Origin of the sequence: Thalassotalea sp. HSM 43, assembly GCF_004752005.1 — a bacterium.
Lineage (GTDB): Bacteria > Pseudomonadota > Gammaproteobacteria > Enterobacterales > Alteromonadaceae > Thalassotalea_A.
Window position 1 is genome coordinate 3,880,548 of sequence record NZ_CP038493.1, and the last position, 19,066, is coordinate 3,899,613.

18 protein-coding genes are annotated in these 19,066 nt (G+C 43.4%); 11 read left to right on the forward strand and 7 right to left on the reverse strand.

The window, feature by feature from the left end:
• Nucleotides 1-248: 248 nt before the first annotated feature.
• The gene (gene cspD / locus E2K93_RS16985) at nucleotides 249-461 is read right to left on the reverse strand and encodes a cold shock domain-containing protein CspD (protein WP_135440232.1); all 213 of its coding nucleotides are present in this window, start codon (nucleotides 459-461) and stop codon (nucleotides 249-251) included.
• Nucleotides 462-761: 300 nt separating this feature from the next.
• Here cspD and clpS point away from each other — a divergent pair, with 300 nt between their 5' ends.
• Both clpS and clpA read left to right on the forward strand, forming a co-directional pair.
• Complete coding sequence (gene clpS / locus E2K93_RS16990) at nucleotides 762-1,082, forward strand: ATP-dependent Clp protease adapter ClpS (RefSeq protein ID WP_135440233.1); 321 nt, start codon at nucleotides 762-764, stop codon at nucleotides 1,080-1,082.
• 69 nt (nucleotides 1,083-1,151) lie between these two features.
• Complete coding sequence (gene clpA, locus E2K93_RS16995) at nucleotides 1,152-3,413, forward strand: ATP-dependent Clp protease ATP-binding subunit ClpA (RefSeq protein WP_135440234.1); 2,262 nt, start codon at nucleotides 1,152-1,154, stop codon at nucleotides 3,411-3,413.
• Nucleotides 3,414-3,582: 169 nt separating this feature from the next.
• On the opposite strand, the gene E2K93_RS17000 is transcribed toward clpA, so the two are convergent.
• Complete coding sequence (locus tag E2K93_RS17000) at nucleotides 3,583-3,924, reverse strand: hypothetical protein (protein WP_135440235.1); 342 nt, start codon at nucleotides 3,922-3,924, stop codon at nucleotides 3,583-3,585.
• A gap of 559 nt (nucleotides 3,925-4,483) precedes the next feature.
• Between E2K93_RS17000 and E2K93_RS17005 the strand changes: the two genes are divergently transcribed.
• A complete protein-coding gene (locus tag E2K93_RS17005; RefSeq protein ID WP_135440236.1) occupies nucleotides 4,484-5,656 on the forward strand; it encodes a multidrug effflux MFS transporter in 1,173 nt (390 codons plus the stop codon).
• 206 nt (nucleotides 5,657-5,862) lie between these two features.
• On the opposite strand, the gene infA is transcribed toward E2K93_RS17005, so the two are convergent.
• The 5 genes from infA to ald all read right to left on the reverse strand — a co-directional run bounded on the left by infA (nucleotide 5,863) and on the right by ald (nucleotide 10,079).
• A complete protein-coding gene (infA, locus tag E2K93_RS17010; protein WP_011043571.1) occupies nucleotides 5,863-6,081 on the reverse strand; it encodes a translation initiation factor IF-1 in 219 nt (72 codons plus the stop codon).
• Nucleotides 6,082-6,238: 157 nt separating this feature from the next.
• The gene (locus E2K93_RS17015) at nucleotides 6,239-6,955 is read right to left on the reverse strand and encodes an arginyltransferase (RefSeq protein ID WP_135440237.1); all 717 of its coding nucleotides are present in this window, start codon (nucleotides 6,953-6,955) and stop codon (nucleotides 6,239-6,241) included.
• 89 nt (nucleotides 6,956-7,044) lie between these two features.
• Nucleotides 7,045-7,755 (reverse strand): leucyl/phenylalanyl-tRNA--protein transferase, encoded by a 711-nt coding sequence (gene aat / locus E2K93_RS17020; protein WP_135440238.1) that lies wholly within the window; start codon nucleotides 7,753-7,755, stop codon nucleotides 7,045-7,047.
• A 21-nt stretch (nucleotides 7,756-7,776) separates the two neighbouring features.
• Nucleotides 7,777-8,739 (reverse strand): thioredoxin-disulfide reductase, encoded by a 963-nt coding sequence (trxB, locus tag E2K93_RS17025; RefSeq protein ID WP_135440239.1) that lies wholly within the window; start codon nucleotides 8,737-8,739, stop codon nucleotides 7,777-7,779.
• Between the two features lie 218 nt (nucleotides 8,740-8,957).
• Nucleotides 8,958-10,079, reverse strand: a complete 1,122-nt coding sequence (ald, locus tag E2K93_RS17030; protein ID WP_135440240.1) for an alanine dehydrogenase — start codon at nucleotides 10,077-10,079, stop codon at nucleotides 8,958-8,960.
• 184 nt (nucleotides 10,080-10,263) lie between these two features.
• Here ald and lrp point away from each other — a divergent pair, with 184 nt between their 5' ends.
• The 8 genes from lrp (at nucleotide 10,264) to E2K93_RS17070 (ending at nucleotide 19,038) form a co-directional block, all read left to right on the forward strand.
• Nucleotides 10,264-10,746 carry a leucine-responsive transcriptional regulator Lrp gene (lrp, locus tag E2K93_RS17035; RefSeq protein WP_135440241.1) on the forward strand — a complete coding sequence of 161 codons (483 nt, stop codon included), beginning with the start codon at nucleotides 10,264-10,266 and terminating at the stop codon, nucleotides 10,744-10,746.
• Between the two features lie 140 nt (nucleotides 10,747-10,886).
• On the forward strand, nucleotides 10,887-13,574 hold the full coding sequence (locus tag E2K93_RS17040) for a DNA translocase FtsK (protein ID WP_135440242.1): 2,688 nt from the start codon (nucleotides 10,887-10,889) through the stop codon (nucleotides 13,572-13,574).
• 7 nt (nucleotides 13,575-13,581) lie between these two features.
• Nucleotides 13,582-14,223, forward strand: a complete 642-nt coding sequence (gene lolA, locus E2K93_RS17045; RefSeq protein WP_135440243.1) for an outer membrane lipoprotein chaperone LolA — start codon at nucleotides 13,582-13,584, stop codon at nucleotides 14,221-14,223.
• Nucleotides 14,210-15,568: a replication-associated recombination protein A gene (locus E2K93_RS17050; RefSeq protein WP_135440244.1), complete on the forward strand. Its 1,359-nt coding sequence runs from the start codon at nucleotides 14,210-14,212 to the stop codon at nucleotides 15,566-15,568. Before lolA ends, E2K93_RS17050 begins: the two co-directional genes overlap by 14 nt.
• Entirely contained in the window at nucleotides 15,561-15,944 is a 384-nt protein-coding gene (gene crcB / locus E2K93_RS17055; protein ID WP_135440245.1) for a fluoride efflux transporter CrcB, read from the forward strand. Before E2K93_RS17050 ends, crcB begins: the two co-directional genes overlap by 8 nt.
• A 13-nt stretch (nucleotides 15,945-15,957) precedes the next feature.
• Nucleotides 15,958-17,238, forward strand: coding sequence for a serine--tRNA ligase (gene serS, locus E2K93_RS17060; RefSeq protein ID WP_135440246.1), 1,281 nt, complete (start codon nucleotides 15,958-15,960; stop codon nucleotides 17,236-17,238).
• 183 nt (nucleotides 17,239-17,421) lie between these two features.
• Nucleotides 17,422-18,150 (forward strand): DNA alkylation repair protein, encoded by a 729-nt coding sequence (locus E2K93_RS17065; RefSeq protein ID WP_135440247.1) that lies wholly within the window; start codon nucleotides 17,422-17,424, stop codon nucleotides 18,148-18,150.
• A gap of 90 nt (nucleotides 18,151-18,240) precedes the next feature.
• Nucleotides 18,241-19,038 (forward strand): hypothetical protein, encoded by a 798-nt coding sequence (locus E2K93_RS17070; RefSeq protein WP_135440248.1) that lies wholly within the window; start codon nucleotides 18,241-18,243, stop codon nucleotides 19,036-19,038.
• Nucleotides 19,039-19,066 lie beyond the last annotated feature (28 nt).

Consider the following 19,066-nt stretch of genomic DNA (forward strand, 5'->3'; position numbering starts at 1 on the left):
CTGATTCGACTTTAGAACCATAAAAAAAGCTGAAAGCGTAATGCTTTCAGCTTTTTTCTATTCTAATGCATCCAGTTTTTTCATCTAACGCTTAGCGCACCTGTGCGACTCGTCGGATTTAATAGATGACAAAAACACCCGGCAATTAAAAAATCACCAGAAAATAAGATGTAGGAAGTAAACGCGAGGGCGCAAATCACATATCGTATAACGATATCTAATTTGCTATGCCCACTGTATTAAACGAATTATTCGTCTTCTACTGGTTTAATACTTGCTGCATGTTGGCCTTTTGGTCCTTGATTTAGTTCGTAATCAACTGACTGACCCGCTTTTAGAGTTCGATAGCCTTCCATTTGAATGGTAGAGTAATGAGCAAAAATGTCTTCACCACCTTCTTCTGGACGAATAAAACCGAAACCCTTGGCATTGTTAAACCATTTTACTGTGCCGTGTGCCATACTTCCTACTTCCTTCTTTCTGATTCGGTATCTTGTTATAATAAGTGACCAACCTTGCGTTTATTTTGGCACTGTTATTTTCACTGTATCAGCGTTAATATAGCCACATATAAACTTGCTTAGACAAATTCAAATTAAGAGGCATTGAAACTTCTTAAATAAATTGCGTGTCTAAAATTTAGTCACTTTTAAAAATTTAGATAATTTGAGCGATTAGTCAAGGTAAATTATTGGTTTTTTTTAATAAATTTTTTTTAAAAACAGTTCTCCATTAATCAACTATGAGGCTATTATTACTTTATGGGTAAGGTAAAAGAAGAGATCGGAACTGGTCAAGAAGCCCTAAAAGAGGACAAGGAAAAGGTCAAACGTCCGCCGATGTACCGTGTTATTCTTTTAAACGACGATTACACCCCAATGGACTTTGTGGTAGAAATATTATCTCGATTTTTTAACATGGATAGTGATCAAGCAACGCAGATTATGCTTACAATACATTATAAGGGTAAAGGCAGTTGTGGAATTTTTACCGTCGATGTTGCAGAAACCAAGGTTGATCAAGTTTGCAAATATGCGCGCAAACATCAACACCCACTCATGTGTACCATGGAAAAGGTATAGAGTTTTCGATACAAGAATGAGAAATAACAGTTCTCAGAATTATAAGTAAGTAGTATCAGGAGTACGCCTATGTTGAATAAAGATTTAGAAATTTCGTTAAATTTGGCGTTTCGTCAGGCGAAAGATTCGCGTCATGAATTTATGACGGTCGAACATTTGTTGCTCGCACTACTGGAAAATCCAGAAGCTGTGGAAGCGATCAATGCCTGTGGCGGCGATATTCCAAAGTTAAAAATGGAATTACTAAACTTTATTGGCGAAACAACGCCAGTTATCCCTCAGGGCGATGAGGAACGTGAAACACAACCGACCTTAGGGTTTCAACGCGTATTACAACGCGCGGTATTTCATGTGCAGTCGTCAGGTAAAACCGAAGTCAACGGTGCCAATGTATTGGTTGCGATATTTTCTGAGCAAGAATCTCAGGCAGCCTATTTTCTGAAAAAATCAGACATCACCCGTCTTGATATTGTTAATTATATTTCTCATGGTATTGCCAAAACGGGCTCACAAAATGATGCGCCGGCTGGTTTAGAGCAACAAACCGTTGCCCCAGAAGAGGCAAAAACCGTCGATACCTATGCCACCAATTTAAATGTATTGGCGCAAAAAGGTGAAATCGACCCTATGATAGGTCGAACCCGCGAATTAGAACGAACCGTTCAAGTACTATCCCGTCGTCGTAAAAACAATCCTTTGTTTGTCGGTGAAGCCGGGGTAGGTAAAACCGCTATTGCTGAAGGCTTAGCGAAGAAAATTGTTGATGGTGATGCGCCAGAGGTTTTATCGGATGCAACCATTTACTCTTTAGATATGGGCGCGTTACTGGCCGGTACCAAATACCGTGGTGATTTTGAGAAACGCTTTAAATCACTGCTTAAAGATTTGGAAAAAGACAAACACGCGATTTTATTTATTGATGAAATTCATACCATCATTGGTGCTGGTGCAGCATCCGGCGGTATGATGGATGCGTCGAACCTAATTAAACCTTTGTTATCGTCTGGCAAATTACGTTGCATGGGCTCGACCACGTATCAAGAATTTTCAACCATTTTCGAGAAAGATCGCGCACTAGCGCGTCGTTTCCAAAAAATAGACATTAAAGAGCCGACGATTGATGAGACCACCAAGATTCTTATCGGCTTGAAAGATAAGTACGAAGAACATCACAGTGTTAAATACACCAATAAAGCGTTAAGAGCGGCGGCGGAGCTATCAAGCAAATACATCAATGATCGATTTTTGCCAGATAAGGCGATTGATGTCATTGACGAAGCCGGTGCGAAACAACAGTTAGTTGTGCCGTCGAAACGTAAAAAGGTGATCAACATTGGCGATATTGAATCTGTGGTAGCCAATATCGCTCGTATTCCTGAGAAATCGGTATCGTCTACTGAGAAAGACAACTTAATGAACATTGACCGCAATTTAAAAATGGTGGTGTTCGGCCAAGATGAGGCTATCGATAGTTTAACTTCAGTGATTCGTTTGTCTCGCGCAGGCCTTGGTCAGGAAGAGAAGCCAGTTGGCTCTTTCTTATTCTCTGGTCCTACCGGCGTCGGTAAAACCGAGGTAACCAAGCAGTTAGCCAATCAATTGGGCGTAGAATTACTGCGTTTTGATATGTCGGAATACATGGAGAAACATGCGGTAAGTCGTCTAATTGGTGCGCCTCCTGGTTATGTAGGTTATGAGCAGGGTGGTTTGCTGACCGATTCGGTTATTAAACACCCGCATTCAGTGGTGTTACTGGATGAGATCGAAAAAGCTCACAGTGATATTTACAACATCTTATTGCAGGTTATGGACCACGGTACACTAACCGATAATAATGGACGTAAAGCGGATTTCCGTAACATTATTCTGGTGCTAACAACCAATGCGGGTGTACAGGAAACTACCCGTAAATCGATTGGTTTCAAGCAGCAAGATCATTCGCATGATGCGATGTCAGAAATTAACCGCGTGTTTTCACCGGAGTTTAGAAACCGCCTTGATTCGATTATTTGGTTTAACCACCTACCTGAAGAGGTTATCGAACAAGTGGTTGATAAGTTCATCGTTGAACTTCAAGCGCAACTCGACAGCAAAGGCGTGTCTCTGGAAATCAGTGAAAAAGCCCGTAAATGGTTGGCGAGTCGTGGATATGATAAAACCATGGGCGCAAGACCAATGGCGCGCTTGATTCAAGAGCAAGTGAAAAAGCAGTTGGCCAACGAGCTATTGTTTGGTGAGTTAATGCAAGGCGGTATTGCCCGAGTTGATTTGGATGAAGACAGTGAGCAATTGACGTTCTGCTACGAAGAGAAAGAAGAGTTGGTGTCTTAGTACTTAGCACTTAGTGCCCGCTTAGCGTTTATATTCGCAATTCAGATAAAACGGAGCTTAGGCTCCGTTTTTTATTGGCTTAAAGCCCTTAGCCTTAAGCCCTTAACTCTTAGCTCCTAGCACTTAGACCTTAGCACTTAGCCCTTAGCTCTTAGAGAGAATAATATGCTCAGCGCTCAGCTAACGCTAATTCTCTTGATTGATTAAATTTGTCATTAGGGTTCAGTTCAAGTGAGTCGCGATTTATAAAACCACACACCGAATTTTCTTTATAGCGTTTACCATTGTCTTTTTTTACGGTGTAGATCACCTGGATACGCAAGCTACCATCTTTAACATCAACGGCTTTATGCTCTTGAAAATGAACTGACTCTGGATGTTTAATTAAGCGCTTAGCTTGTTCTAAACAGATTTCTGCTTGTTGTGTTTCATTGTCTTGAAATACATTGAATCCAGTGACTGTTAAAACAGTTACCGTACCCAATGTTAATCCCTTAAGTATAAGTGTCATTGTTACCCACCATATTATAAGCAGTTCAAAATATTGTAGTAAGCGATTGCCGTTATCGCAATTTCCTAGTTGGTCTGAAGTGCAATAAAGCGGAGCTGCAGGCCACTAAAATAGATGAAATTGCACCGCGATACTGCAATAACTGTTTGATAAAATTAAGGACAAAGGTTGTCAGTGATAGTGCCTTGGCAGACAGCAATAAATTGCCAACTTTTTGCCAAAAACGTGTAAAAAAACATAAGATTTCAGCCAAGATTGTTGTCATAGACGCATCAGAGTTGCGCAAAACGTATGCCATACTATTGCGTTAATAATGCTTAAAGAATGTCGAGAGAATGCGTTAGGAAGTCTTTAGGAATGCGTTAGAAATGCGTTAGCAGTGACTCGAAAATGCACCGAGTAAGCAAAATCAGCTATTACCTTAACGGCATGAAAATAGGCTTTGCTAGGGCGTATGCTAACTCGATGATTACATTTAGATAACATTTAATGTCTTTGTTAAGCGCTGAAAGCCCTGTAGAATGTGCGACCCTTTTTTAACCGAGTAGTTGATTATACGATGTGGTCATTTTTACCAATTTTGATGTTAATGGTGGTGTTTAGTCCACTGGCCATCGACATCTTTTTGCCGTCTTTACCCGACATGGCAAATGACTTTCAATCCGATCTGACGTTATTGCAATGGTCAATTAGCGGTTTCCTTTTAGCCATGGGTATAGGGCAGTTATTTGCAGGTCCAGTTGCTGATAAATATGGCCGTAAACCTGTGGCGTTGTTCGGCATCGTCATTTATTTTCTCGCCTGTTTAGCCTGTGTCGTTGCCAACACCATAGAGTTGCACTTGCTTTCTCGCTTTATACACGGCTTGGGAACCTGCGCCATTGTGGTCAGTGCATTTGCCATTGTGCGCGACAAGTATGATGCGAGACAAAGCGGTATGATGTACAGCTACCTTAATGGGGTGATTTGCTGTATCCCTGCGCTAGCGCCTATTTTGGGCGGTTGGTTAGCCAGCGAGTACGGTTGGCAAAGTACTTTTATGTTTATGGCAGCGTACGCCGTTGGTGCAGGTACGTTAGTGGCGGTGTTTTTAAAAGAAACCAATACAACCAAAGATGCCAGCTCGGTGAAATTACTGCATTTTAATCGTTACACCAGTATTGCCTTAAATCGTGTGTTTCAATTTCATTCGTTAGCGGTATTGGTCGCAATGGCGGTGATCATCGCTTATGTCAGCAGTGCACCTGCATGGCTAATGGTTGAACTTGGTCTAAGCAGCCAAATGTTCATTTTTTGGTTTAGCTTGAATGCCATTTTTAATATCGCCGCATGCGTGTTGGCACCAAAGTGTTTAAAAGTGTTTGGTGTCGCCAATACCATCAGTGCTGGCTTTATTACCTTGTTCGCCGGTGGCGTGCTTATGGTAGCTATGCAAGCGTTACACACACCCGTGGCGTTTATGCTGCCAATTATGCTCAGCTCGATAGGTTTTTCTTTATTGATGGGGACCTGCGCCGGTCAAGCGTTAGCGCCGTTTGGTGAAAAAGCAGGTACAGCCTCGGCACTATTGGGCTTTTTGCAGATGGCAGGTAGTGCGGTGTTGGTGGGAATTGTTCAACAGATCCCTGTGTCGGTACCTATACAAGTGGCGTTGTTGATGTTGTCGTTTGTGGTGTTTGCGCTGATTTGGTTTTGGCCTGGCTCAAAATTGCGTGCCGTTGCTGAAGCCTAATAGCCACGTTTAGAAAGGCGCTATATTCAGATAGCGTCTCTGTTCAAATAGATACAAATGCCCGATACCAATAACAGCACAAATTCCCGACACAAATACCAGGCACAAATACCCAACATAAATAACAGACACAAAAAAGCCTCGTCATAACGAGGCTTAATAAGACTGGAACCTGTCTGGCAATCACCAAACAGCCATTTAATAGATTATCTGGCGCGGAAAATAATGCGACCTTTAGACAAGTCGTATGGCGTTAGTTCTACAGTTACTTTATCACCAGTAAGGATACGGATGTAGTTTTTACGCATTTTACCTGAGATGTGAGCCGTAACAACGTGACCGTTTTCTAACTCTACGCGGAACATGGTGTTTGGTAACGTATCCAACACCGTACCTTGCATTTCAATATTTTCTTCTTTCGCCATTTGGCTGTTAAACCTCTAAACATTAATTAAAGTACCAAATCATATGATAGTGTTTGCTATCGTTTAGTCAATTTGGCAAGTGATAAAAATTTGCTGACGAGATAATGCCGAAAACGGTTGGCTTTGTAAAGAAAATGCGTGATTTATTTAAGCAATTTTAGCTTTTTCTTTCGATTCGTTGCCAATTATCGTTTACCAGACGCTCATGCGGGTAATATTGACTCTTATAGTTCATTTTCTTACAAGCATCTATTTGATATCCCAAATATAAGTAATGCTTATTTAGCTTCATTGCTAACTCTATTTGCTGCAAGATTGAATAGCGTCCTAACGAACGTTTTTGATAATCCGGATCGTAGAAGGTATACAGCGCCGATAGGGCTCGCGGCAGGTTATCGCACACCGCCACCGATATCAGTTTATCCTTGTCATAGAGCTCAAGAAACAGTTGCGGTACCTGTTTAGAAAATATAAACGCGCGGTATTGCTCTTGGTTTGCTGGATACATTGAACCATCATGATGATTGGTGTCGATGTATTTTTGATATAAGGCAAAGTACTCTGCTTTTTCGGTCTGAGCAATGCGTACCGTTAAGTCTTTATTGGCATTAAGCAGTCGCTTTTGACTCTTACTGGATTTAAATAACCGCACCGGAATGCGCAATGACTCACAGGCTTGGCACGTTTCACAATGAGGGCGATAGACTTGATCGCCACTGCGTCTAAAACCTGCCATCATCAAACGTTGGTAGTTTTCGGCATTAACGTCTTCACTGTTGGTGATAACGATTAAACGCTCTTGCTGTTCAGCTAAATAATTACAATCGAACGAGCGGGTTAAGCCAAATTGGAAATACTTCTTGGACTCGGTCATAGCTTAAGTATAGTGCCTGCCTTATTAGGTTTTTTTAGAAGAGTTGGTTTCTTGCTGCTCGTCGTCATTGTGACGCTCGCCATTTCAGCTTACGAAACAGCTATCTCGGTTGCAAGCCAAAATTTATGATCAGGAATAATGTTTAATGCGCTGTGTTTCATTTGCATAAAACGCTCGCGAGATATTTCTACCGCGCCCATGGATTGCAAAAACGGATTTTGGATCTGACAGTCAATCAAGCCAACCCCTATTGAACGCAGTTTGTTGGCTAAGGCAATAAGCGCAATTTTAGAGGCGTTGTCTTTGCGGTAGAACATCGATTCACCGCTGAAAAAACCATTAACAGCCACACCATACAAACCACCAATAAGTTCGCCGTGTTGCCATACTTCTACCGAATGCGCATGCCCTTGATGATGCAACCTGACGTATGCCTCTAACATCTCAGGCAGTATCCAGGTGTCGTCGTCACGAAACGGCGCGTCAGCACAAAAGTCGATGACTTCTTCAAAGGCATGATTGACGGTAACTTGATAGTCACATTTGCGGATAAACTTTGCCAAGCTACGATTGATTTTAACCGCATCGGTTTTGATGATAGCGCGTGGGTTAGGGGACCACCATAGAATAGGATCGTGTTCGCTATACCAAGGGAATATGCCATTTTGGTAGGCAACCACTAGGCGTTCTGGGCTTAAGTCGCCGCCGACAGCGAGTAAACCGTTTGGATCGGTTAAGGCAAATTCAGTAGGAGGAAAAGCCAGCAAGCTGTCGTCTAATGCATACAGTTGCTGGCTCATATGTTTACTTACCTGGGCTGCTTACTTGCTCGATGGCAAGGCATCAAGGTAACGTTCAGCGTCTAGCGCGGCCATACAACCTGAGCCAGCTGAAGTGATCGCTTGGCGGTAGATATGGTCAGCCACATCACCAGCAGCAAAAACACCTTCTTTGCTGGTTTGTGTTGCGTTACCGTTGGTACCGCTATTGATGGTCAAGTAACCATCTTTCATATCCAACTGGTCTTTGAATAGGTCAGTGTTTGGCTTGTGACCGATGGCGATGAAACAACCAGCAACATCGATTTCTTCTGTGGCATCAGATTTCGCGTCTTTAAGACGTAAACCGGTCACACCCATGTTGTCACCAAGTACTTCGTCTAGGGTACGATCAAGGTGTAAAACGATATTACCGTTTTCAACTTTATCCATTAGGCGCTTGGTTAGGATCTTTTCACTACGGAACGTATCACGACGGTGAATTAGGTGCACTTCTGAGGCGATGTTCGCCAAGTACAAGGCTTCTTCAACAGCGGTGTTACCACCACCAACAACCGCAACTTTTTGGTTACGATAAAAGAAACCGTCACAGGTTGCACAAGCCGAGATACCTTTACCCATAAATGCGGTTTCAGATTCTAGGCCTAGGTATTGTGCTGATGCACCGGTACAAATGATCAACGCATCACATGTGTACTCACCAGAGCTGCCTTTTAAGCGGTATGGCTTTTGTGAGAAGTCAACGTCGTCAATGTGATCGAATACAATCTCAGTATCAAATTTCTCCGCGTGCTGTTGCATACGAACCATAAGGTCTGGACCGGTTAAGTCATTGGCATCACCAGGCCAGTTTTCAACTTCCGTCGTTGTGGTTAATTGACCACCTTGTTGCATACCGGTAATGAGAACTGGTTTTAGGTTTGCGCGTGCAGCATATACTGCTGCGGTGTAGCCTGCCGGGCCTGAGCCAAGGATAAGAAGAGGGCAGTGTCTTACATCACTCATGAATTACTCCAAAAATATTAATAATGGCAATCGAAAGCATGGTGTCAGTTCAGACCGTTCAAGCGCTTAAATGATTGCATCAATACCAATTGATTACGTTAAAAACAATGATTGGGATGATAAGGCAATAAAACAAGGGTAACAAGAATAAAAAAACGCAGTCTTATGCGACTGCGTTCTTAAAAAAGGAGGATTTGTAAACTAACTTATACTGACGCTTATGCGTTGGCTAAAGCTTGTTTCGGGTCAACGTAATCAAAACCTAGGTTTTCAGCAACTTCACGTACGGTTACCTGACCATTAATCACGTTCAAACCGTTAAGGAAGTTATCATCTGATAACAACGCATCTTTGTAACCTTTGTTCGCAAGGTTAATGATAAACGGCAATGTCGCGTTATTTAGAGCGAACGTTGATGTGCGTGGCACAGCACCAGGCATGTTAGCAACACAGTAATGAACAACGTCATCAACAATAAAGGTTGGCTCTGCGTGGGTTGTCGCCTTAGATGTTGCGATACAACCACCTTGGTCAATGGCAACATCAACGATTGCTGAACCAGGCTTCATGTTTTTGATGTGCTCTGCAGTAACAAGTTTTGGCGCAGCAGCACCTGGGATCAAGACACCACCGATAACCAAGTCAGCATCAAGAACGTGTTTCTCTAGGGCATCAGCGGTTGAGTAAATCGCTTTAACCTTGTTACCAAACTGCGCGTCTAGCTTACGTAATACATTAATGTTGCGGTCTAGGATGACAACATCTGCACCCATGCCAACGGCCATTTGTGCGGCGTTGTTACCAACCATACCACCACCGATAACAACCACTTTCGCTGGCTCAACACCTGGTACGCCACCAAGTAACATACCGCGACCTGCGTTTGATTTTTCAAGTGCCTGTGCACCGGCTTGAATTGACATACGACCAGCAACTTCAGACATAGGCGCTAATAATGGTAAGCCACCGGTACGGTCAGTAACGGTTTCGTAGGCAATACAGATAGCTTTTGATTTAACTAGGTCTTCAGTTTGTGGCAGGTCTGGGGCAAGGTGAAGGTAAGTGAATAGGATTTGACCTTCACGTAACATGGCACGTTCAACGGCTTGCGGCTCTTTAACCTTAACGATCATTTCTGCTTTAGCAAAAACTTCTGCCGCGGTAGTTAGGATTTCCGCGCCTGCTTCAACGTAGTCTTGGTCGGTAAAACCGATACCAATACCAGCGTTTGTTTCAACAAATACTTCGTGACCGTGGTTAATTAACTCACGAACACTTGCTGGAACCATACCAACGCGGTACTCGTGGTTTTTAATTTCTTTAGGTACACCAATAATCATAATTTATCTCTCGAAATGGTTAAGGTTAGTAAGTCGGTATGATGGATAAGATGATTCAAACCGATACTGTTTTTTATTTTGTGCCAATTATAGTTGGCTTTTATTAGAGTTACTTGTTGTATTTTGTCGATAGCTAGTAGAAAATATCGTTACAGCCCATTAAAACAGATAAATATTCTTTGACATGTGGAACCAAGAAAAAAAACTTGATCGTATCGATAGAAACATCCTAAAGGAGTTACAAATTAATGGCCGACTGTCTAACGTTGAGTTGTCAAAGCGTGTTGGCTTAAGCCCGACACCGTGTTTAGAACGGGTTAAAAAACTCGAGACGGAAGGGGTGATCACGGGCTACAGTGCCAATCTTGACCCTAAATTTCTAGACGCTGCGTTATTGGTATTTGTTGAGATAACGCTTACTCGTACCTCGCCCGATGTGTTTGAAGAGTTTTCTAAAGCGGTGATGAAGGTCGATGTCATCCAAGAATGTCATCTGGTGTCTGGTAATTTTGATTTCTTATTAAAAACCCGCGTGTCAGATATGCAAGCCTATCGCAACTTATTGGGTGATACCTTATTAAAGTTACCGGCGGTAGCGGAAAGTCGTACCTATGTGGTGATGGAAGAAGTGAAAACTGATAATAAATTACCCATTCAGTTTGATTAACGCAGTTAAAGCCCGACAAATGGTTTAACCGCGCCGGTATTTCTGCTAATTTAAATCGTATATAATATAAAGAGAATGTCGATAACGACATTAACTCAATAAAACTAATTTAAAATTTAGTTAACACCAAGATAATAATAATGGATTCGAGTTTGAGCGCTAAAGAGTCTTCACCAGTAACTGGTCATAAATTGACAGGCAGCCAACGTTTGTTGGAAGCCGGGTTAATCTTTACCAGCATTTTTTCCTTATACCTAATCGTTGCCTTATTTTCGTTTGATGCATCGGATCCCGGTTGGTCACAAACCGCTTATCACGCCACAGTCAATAATAAAGCCGGCGCGTTAGGTGCGTACCTGTCAGATATTTTATTGTTTACCTTCGGCTTAGTAGCGTATGCGTTGCCGTTTGGTCTAGCCTTTACCGGTTGGTTATTGTTTCAACGCGTCCATCTTTTGCTCGACATCGACTTTTTCACCTTAGCATTAAAGTTGGTCGGCGCGGTGTTGATGGTGGTTGGTTTTACCGCCATCTTTAGCATGAATGTTGATGACCTTTACGGTTTTTCATCTGGTGGCTTGATTGGTAATTATGTCTCCTACAGCTTGATGCCGTATTTGAACTACACCGGCAGTTCTTTGTTGTACATTATAATGGCGAGCACAGGCTTTGTGCTTACCAGTGGCGTATCACTGTTTCGCATCATCGATAGCATAGGTGAGCAGGCAATTAATGCCTATTTGTTGGTCAAGAGTATGTTCTCTAAGGCAACATCGCACTACAAAGATGTAGGAACAGATATTGCTCAAAACGATGTCGATAGCGTTGCTGATGATTCGAAAAAAACCAGCAAACGAGCAAAAGCGATTAAACAACCGGTACTGAGCAGTGTTGATGTAGACGATGTGGATGTAGCCATTCATGATGATGTTGGCGATGAAATGCACCGCGAAGACGCCACTGATGGCATTGTCGCTAAATCTAAATCTGATAAAGAGGCGGATTTGGTAAGCAGCTTGTTTGGCATGTTTAGCGGCAAAAAACACAGTGATGCCAGCGATGCTAACTCACAAAGCGATGACCAAGCTGACGATGAATTTAACCATGGTTTAGCGTCCATAGACGATGATATCGATGAACCTGTGTTTGGTGATTTTAATGATTCTGATTTAAACCCAGAGCTAAATCCACAGCTAAACCCAGATCTAAATCCAGAGCTAAGCGATGACAATGTTATCGATTTTGATGCGCCTTCACAGTCCGTACCTTTATCAAGTGCTGCAGCCAAACCTGCAAAAGACAAATTGCCATCGGAATTATTAGCTGAAAAATACGAGAGTATGCCAACCATTGAATTGTTGGACAGAGCCGATAAAGCAAAAAATCCAATCAGTCAGGAAGAGCTCGATCAAGTCAGCCGCTTAGTTGAAGCGCGTTTGTTAGACTACGGCGTTGAAGTACAGGTTACTGATGTGTTCCCTGGACCGGTTATCACGCGTTTTGAATTGGATCTGGCACCTGGCGTTAAGGTAAGCAAAATCAGTAACTTATCTAAAGATTTAGCGCGTGCGTTGTCGGCAGCGAGTGTCCGCGTAGTGGAAGTGATCCCAGGTAAGTCGGTTATTGGTTTAGAAATTCCAAATAAGCACCGCGAAATGGTGCGTTTGTCTGAAATCATCAGCTGTGAAGAGTTTAATAAAGCCAAGTCGTCATTAGCCATGGTTATCGGTAAAGATATCGCCGGTGATCCTGTGGTCGCAGATTTGGGCAAAATGCCACATATTCTTGTTGCCGGTACCACGGGCTCAGGTAAGTCGGTTGTGGTTAACGTGATGATCGTCTCTATGTTGTATAAATCAACACCAGAAGATGTGCGCTTTATTATGATTGACCCGAAAATGTTGGAGCTTTCAATCTATGAAGGTATTCCGCATTTATTATCGGAAGTTGTGACGGACATGAAAGATGCCGCCAATGCATTGCGTTGGTGTGTTGGTGAGATGGAGCGTCGTTATAAATTGATGTCGGCGGTTGGCGTGCGTAACTTAAAAGGCTACAACCAAAAGGTGTGCAAGGCCATTGAAGAAGGTGAGCCGTTGATTGACCCATTATGGCAGCCAACAGATGGTTTAGACCAAACACCACCATTATTAGAAAAACTGCCGTCGATTGTGGTTGTCGTCGATGAATTTGCTGACATGATGATGATCGTCGGTAAAAAGGTTGAAGAGCTTATTGCCCGTATTGCACAAAAAGCCCGTGCTGCTGGTATCCATTTGATATTAGCAACACAACGACCGTCTGTGGATGTGATCACCGGTTTAATTAAAGCCAATATTCCAACCCGTATGGCATTGACGGTGCAATCACGCATTGACTCACGTACCATCTTAGATCAACAAGGTGCGGAGCAGTTGCTTGGCCACGGTGATATGCTTTACTTACCTCAGGGCACAAGTATTCCACTACGTGCACAAGGGGCGTTTATTGACGACCATGAAGTACATGCCGTGGTGGCTGACTGGAAATCTCGCGGGGAACCAAATTACGTTGAAGACATCTTATCAGGTGAAACCACCGAAGATAATATGTTACCGGGTGAAGCATCTGATTCAGAAGAAACGGAGTCCGACCCGTTATTCGATGAGGTTGTTGCGTTTGTCACAGAAAGCAGACGGGTATCAATTTCAAGTGTACAACGAAAGTTTAGAATAGGGTATAACCGCTCAGCACGTATCGTAGAGGATATGGAAATGGCGGGTATTGTTAGCTCACCGGCACATAACGGTCAGCGCGAGGTACTGGCACCACCTCCAGTAAAAGTTTGATAGGATTATGATTAAAAAACTCGTTAATAAAACACTAATGCCAGCATCCATGCTGGCGTTATCCTTTATAGCAAGTGCCAATTTGGCCCATGCTAATCCGCAAAACAGCCTAGAGTTACAGGCGAAATTGGCTAAAGTAGCCGGATTTAAAGCCAGCTTTAAGCAAGACGTTATAGACGCAGATGGCAATAAAATTCAGGAGTCATCGGGTAATTTAGCGGTAAAACGTCCTAATTATATCCATTGGCAAACCTTAGCGCCGGATGAAACCTTAGTGGTCAGTGATGGTGACACCTTATGGTTTTACAACCCATTCGTAGAGCAAGTCTCGGCGTTTCGTGTTGACAATGCCGTTGCCAATACGCCAATTTTGTTGCTTAGCGGCTTAAATAAACAGGCGTGGCAAGACTATACCGTTAACAAAGCCAGCGACAGCGATTATACCATTGTTGCCAAACAGCAAGATGCGCAGGTGAAATCACTGCATTTGTTGTTTGACGGCGATAACATTGAAAAATTTACCGTATTGGATGCGACCGGACAGCTAAGTCACTTTGATCTTGATGATGTCACCACGTCACCATTACCAGATGCCAGTTTGTTTCAATTTACCTTGCCGGACGGTGTTGATTTAGATGACCAAAGATAACGGTTCTTTGTCGCTCGATTTTGAGCATCAGCAACAATTTGCGCCGCTTGCGGCGAGATTGCGACCAAAGACATTAGAACAATACATTGGCCAGCAACACTTGCTTGCCAAGGGCAAACCATTGCGCCTGGCAATCGAGCAAGGCTTGTGTCATTCATTGATATTTTGGGGCCCGCCTGGAACCGGTAAAACGACCTTAGCTGAATTAATTGCCACCTATGCCGATGCTGACATCCAGCGCATTTCTGCGGTGACCTCAGGGGTTAAAGACATTCGCGCAGCCATTGATCAAGCTAAGTTAACCAGTCAAGCACACAATCGCCGTACCATCTTATTTGTCGATGAGGTGCATCGCTTTAACAAATCTCAGCAAGATGCTTTTTTACCGCATATTGAAGATGGCACCATCACCTTTATTGGCGCAACCACCGAAAACCCCGCGTTTGAATTAAATCAGGCGTTGTTATCGCGAGCCCGTGTTTATTTACTAAAAAACCATAGCGAACAAGAACTGCAGCAGGTTTTAGACCGCGCACTAACGGATACCGAGTATGGTTTGGCCAGCGCCAACATAACCTTTGCCGATAAAGCCCGCGAATCATTGTTAACATTGGCCAACGGTGATGCCAGACGTTTATTGAATTTGCTGGAAAATTGCGTTGATATTGCTGATGGCGACGACACCGGAACACGGATCAGCCTTGATATCGTTAATATGGTCGCTGGTGAAAAACAAGCGCTGTACGATAAAAGCGGCGATCATTTTTACGATTTGATCAGCGCCTTTCATAAATCGGTGCGCGGCTCTAATGCCGACGCGGCGCTGTACTGGTATTGCCGAATTCTCGAAGGTGGTGGCGAACCGCTGTATGTGGCTCGACGACTGTTGGCTATAGCCAGTGAAGATATCGGTAATGCGGACCCGCGCGCCATGCAATTGGCGGTCAATGCCTTTGACACATACCATAAAATTGGTCCTACCGAAGGCGAACGCGCCATAGCTCAAGCGACGGTTTATATGGCCTTAGCACCAAAAAGCAACGCCGTGTATAGCGCGTTTAAAGCGGCTAGGCAGATGGCAAAAGATACCGGACAATTACCGGTGCCATTGCATTTAAGAAACGCCACATCAAAACTGACCGAGTCGCTTGGACACGGTGCTGAGTATCGTTATGCTCACGACGAAGCCGGCGCCTATGCGGCTGGCGAAAATTATTTTCCTGAAGAGATCCAACACGCCAATTTTTATCAGCCTTCAGACAGAGGGTTAGAGAAAAAACTGAAAGAAAAACAAGATTATTTACACAGCTTAGACTTAATGGCCGTGAGAAGACGCTATGAGTAGTGTGCAAATGTACTTATTTGTCGCCGCTGGTGGCGCACTTGGTGCCAGTATGCGCTTCTTTATTTCAGAAATAGTGTTAATTTGGCTTGGAAAGGGATTCCCTTTTGCGACCTTGATCGTTAATATAACGGGCTCGCTCATCATGGGCGTGTTGTACGGATTAATAGAACAGGGCGTAATTGAAGTGGCTATCTACCGAACCTTGGTAGGCATAGGCTTTTTAGGTGCTTTTACGACCTTTTCAACATTCTCGCTGGATACTGTGTTGTTATTGCAGCAAGGATTTCTGGTGAAAGCCATGGCAAATGTATTACTTAACGTTGTGTTATGCGTAAGTGCAGCCGCCATTGGTCTTATTTTGGTAACCAATAAATAGTACGTGATAACTCATGCTAGATTCAAAATTGTTAAGAGCCGACATCAACGCTGTAGCCGCTAAATTGGCTGAGCGTGGCTTTAAACTGGATGTCGCTACCTTTAATGCGCTCGAAGAAGAGCGTAAAGAACTACAAGTTCGCACACAAGAACTTCAAAACGAGCGTAACGTTCGTTCGAAATCAATTGGCCAGGCTAAAGCACGTGGTGAAGACATCAAGCCTTTACTGGACGAAGTTAGCCAACTAGGCGCTCGACTGGATTTAGCGAAAGAAGAGTTGACGACGTTATTGGCAAAAATTGACCATATCGTTTCGGCCATTCCAAACTTACCAGCAGACGATGTGCCAAGTGGTAACGATGAAGATGATAACGTTGAAGTCACTCGTTGGGGTACGCCTCGTCAGTTTGACTTTGAAGTAAAAGATCACGTTGATATCGCTACCGCCTTAGACAAAGGTTTGGACTTTGAAAGCGGCGCCAAATTAAGTGGTACACGTTTTGTCGTTATTAAAGGCCAAATGGCGCGACTTAACCGTGCGATTGGCCAATTCATGATGGATCTGCACGCCGATCAACATGGCTACACCGAAGCTAATGTTCCATTATTGGTTAACCACGACTCGCTATACGGCACCGGCCAACTTCCTAAGTTTGGTGAAGACTTATTTCATACCGATTTAGGTAGCAAAAAGTTTTCTTTGATCCCAACCGCTGAAGTGCCGCTGACGAACTTAGCGCGCGATGAAATTCTTGATGAAGATGCATTGCCAATAAAATTAACCGCGCTATCGAGCTGTTTCCGCTCAGAAGCCGGTTCTTCTGGTCGTGATATTCGCGGTTTGATCCGTCAACACCAATTCGACAAGGTTGAGTTAGTACAGTTGGTTCATCCAGAGAAGTCATTTGCGGCGTTGGAAGAGTTAACCGGTCACGCCGAAAAAGTATTGCAGTTATTAGAATTGCCATACCGTAAAGTAACTCTGTGTACTGGCGATATGGGCTTTAGTGCAACTAAGACTTACGATTTAGAAGTTTGGTTACCAGCACAAGACACATACCGTGAAATTTCGTCATGTTCAAATATGGGCGATTTCCAGGCGCGTCGTATGCAAGGTCGTTTCCGTCCTGCAGGCAGCAAGAAACCAGAATTATTACACACGCTTAATGGTTCAGGTTTGGCGGTTGGTCGTACCTTAGTGGCTATCTTAGAGAACTATCAACAAGCCGATGGCACTGTTGAGGTACCAAAGGTGTTGCAACCGTATATGGGTGGCTTAACCAAGATTGGTTAACTCAGTCGAGCAAAACTCTTGCTCTGCGCTCTCTTAACGAACCGTTCTGTTAACGAAGATGTTATTAAAAAGGCTGGTATTGATACCGGCCTTTTTGTTTTTGGACTGTGCAGTTCGATTACGTTCGTCTTATATAATTTAGCCGTCGCATACTTACATCTTGTCGCTTTATGAGCATATACTATGGTGATGAATGCTGATGTTATTTTAACAAGCCTAATTAATTTGTCCGATCATCAAAAAGCCCAGCAGGCAATGCGTTTTTTTAAAACCGCCAAGGGTGAATACGGTGAAGGGGATAAGTTTCTTGGCATTTCTATGCCGATATTGCGACAACAAGTGAAACATTTTAATGCGGTCAGTTTAGACGATTTGTGTTGCTTGTTAGCCAATTCGTATCATGAAGTACGCATGTTTGCCTTGCTGGCGATGGTTCAGCAATTTAAACGTGCCAGCGGTAAACGCCACTTTAATCAACAGCAGCGACAAGCGATTTATTCGGCCTACATGCAATACTGCGATCACATCAACAATTGGGATCTGGTGGATTGTTCAGCCTATTGGATCGTAGGACCATATTTACAAGACAGCGATTGCCAACCTTTGCTTTATTGGGCGAAGACCGGGCACTTGTGGCAACGTCGAATTGCCATGGTTAGCTGTTATCATTTTATTCGCCAAGGGCAATTTACTATCGCGTTAGAAATCTGTGAGTTGCTGTTACACGACAAGCATGATCTGATCCAAAAGGCGGTAGGTTGGATGCTAAGAGAAATTGGCAATCGCGATAGGCAAACAGAAATAGAATTTCTAAACAACCATTACCAATCTATGCCACGAACCATGTTGCGCTATGCAATCGAAAAGTTTGATGAAGATCTACGCCAAGGCTATTTAAAAGGCACGATCTAAGCTGAACCATATTGTACCTGGTCAGGCTTTTCAGTATATTAATGCTTCATCGCTGAACCCCAATCCAATAATAATAAAGGCGCACAGAACATGACATTTCGAACACTGCCGCTAGGCAATATTCTGGCGAAATCGATTCTTCTTCCGTTGTTTCATTTTAAATTGCTATTAACCCTGTGTGCACCATACATTGCGTTTTCCTTTGTCGCGCCACTTTTTATTGATGATTTAGTGTCTCAGTCTTATTCAGCAAATATGATGTTATATATCGCCATTTCCGTGGTGCTATTGCTGTTGGCAGCGGTTAATTGTCATAAGGTGTTTCTACTGTCAGATCAACAACGAGATAGCTTATCGCCGTTTTCACTGAATAAAAGCCATGTTAAATTCGCTTATGCAGCGCTGGTGTTTGCCATTATGTCAGGTTTGTTAAGCGTACCCTTTATTATGATCAGTGGCGCGGCCTTGGGCGATGGTCATGCTCGCGCTATGCATGAGCCTTTAGAGCAGGGCAATTACTTGTTTTATATTATGATGCTGCCAGTCGCTTATTTTTCTTCGCGTTGGGCGATGATTTTACCCGATGCGGCAGTAGGCGAAAAACGTGGTAGCGGCTGGGCGTGGGCGTTAACACAGCATCATGCGTTATCGGTGTTTTTTTTGATTGGTATTGTGCCAGTAGGTTTAGCACTGCTCACCAAGTTTATGTTAAGTTTTATCGTCTCGCCGACGCTAACACACCTTGTTGGTAGTGCCTTAGGTTTGGTATTTTCGGTAATCGAACTGTGCATTTTATCGCTTACGTATGCATGGTTGGTTGAGGCAGACCGAGATAAGGCTGGCAAGGATATCGCCGACACACAACAAGCGACAGACACTGATTTGTAATAACGCGTAGCATCGCTGGCTAACACGA